The 405-nt window shown below is 44.9% G+C and carries 1 protein-coding gene; it reads left to right on the top strand.

Annotated features, from left to right (window positions below; translation table 11 throughout):
• On the top strand, window positions 1-391 hold a 391-nt coding region (locus M3175_RS24630), incomplete at its 5' end, for a hypothetical protein (protein ID WP_251524636.1).
• Between the last annotated feature and the right edge of the window lie 14 nt (window positions 392-405).

A 405-nucleotide genomic window follows, 5' to 3' on the forward strand; every position in this document is an offset into this window, starting at 1 on the left:
GTCCATGCCTGAGATTGGACTAACGGTCACACGCCAAAGCGCCAAGTTTATCAGCGTGACCCCTGCGGATAGTCAGAAACCGATACGATTGAAAGGCTTTGTGTTTGATGAAAGCTTTGACTTTGCCAATTATCAAGCCAAACAAATTAGTGATCCTACCAACACCACAACCCCTAATGCCAAAAAAGAGACTATTGCCTCCAAAAATGAGCGAATCAAACAAGCCCAAGCTGACTTTACAGGGATTTATGCTCACAAAGCCGAGCAACACGCTAAAAAGTATCACATTGGGGCAGATGAGCTGGGGTGGGTGAAAAAACCGATAGATACTCAACCTAAACCGCCTGAAGCTGAAAAGCCGAGATATTCCTCGCCAAGACCAAGGTATTAAATTGCGAACTTAGA

Source organism: Robertmurraya korlensis (assembly GCF_023715225.1).
Classification (GTDB): domain Bacteria; phylum Bacillota; class Bacilli; order Bacillales; family Cytobacillaceae; genus Robertmurraya_A.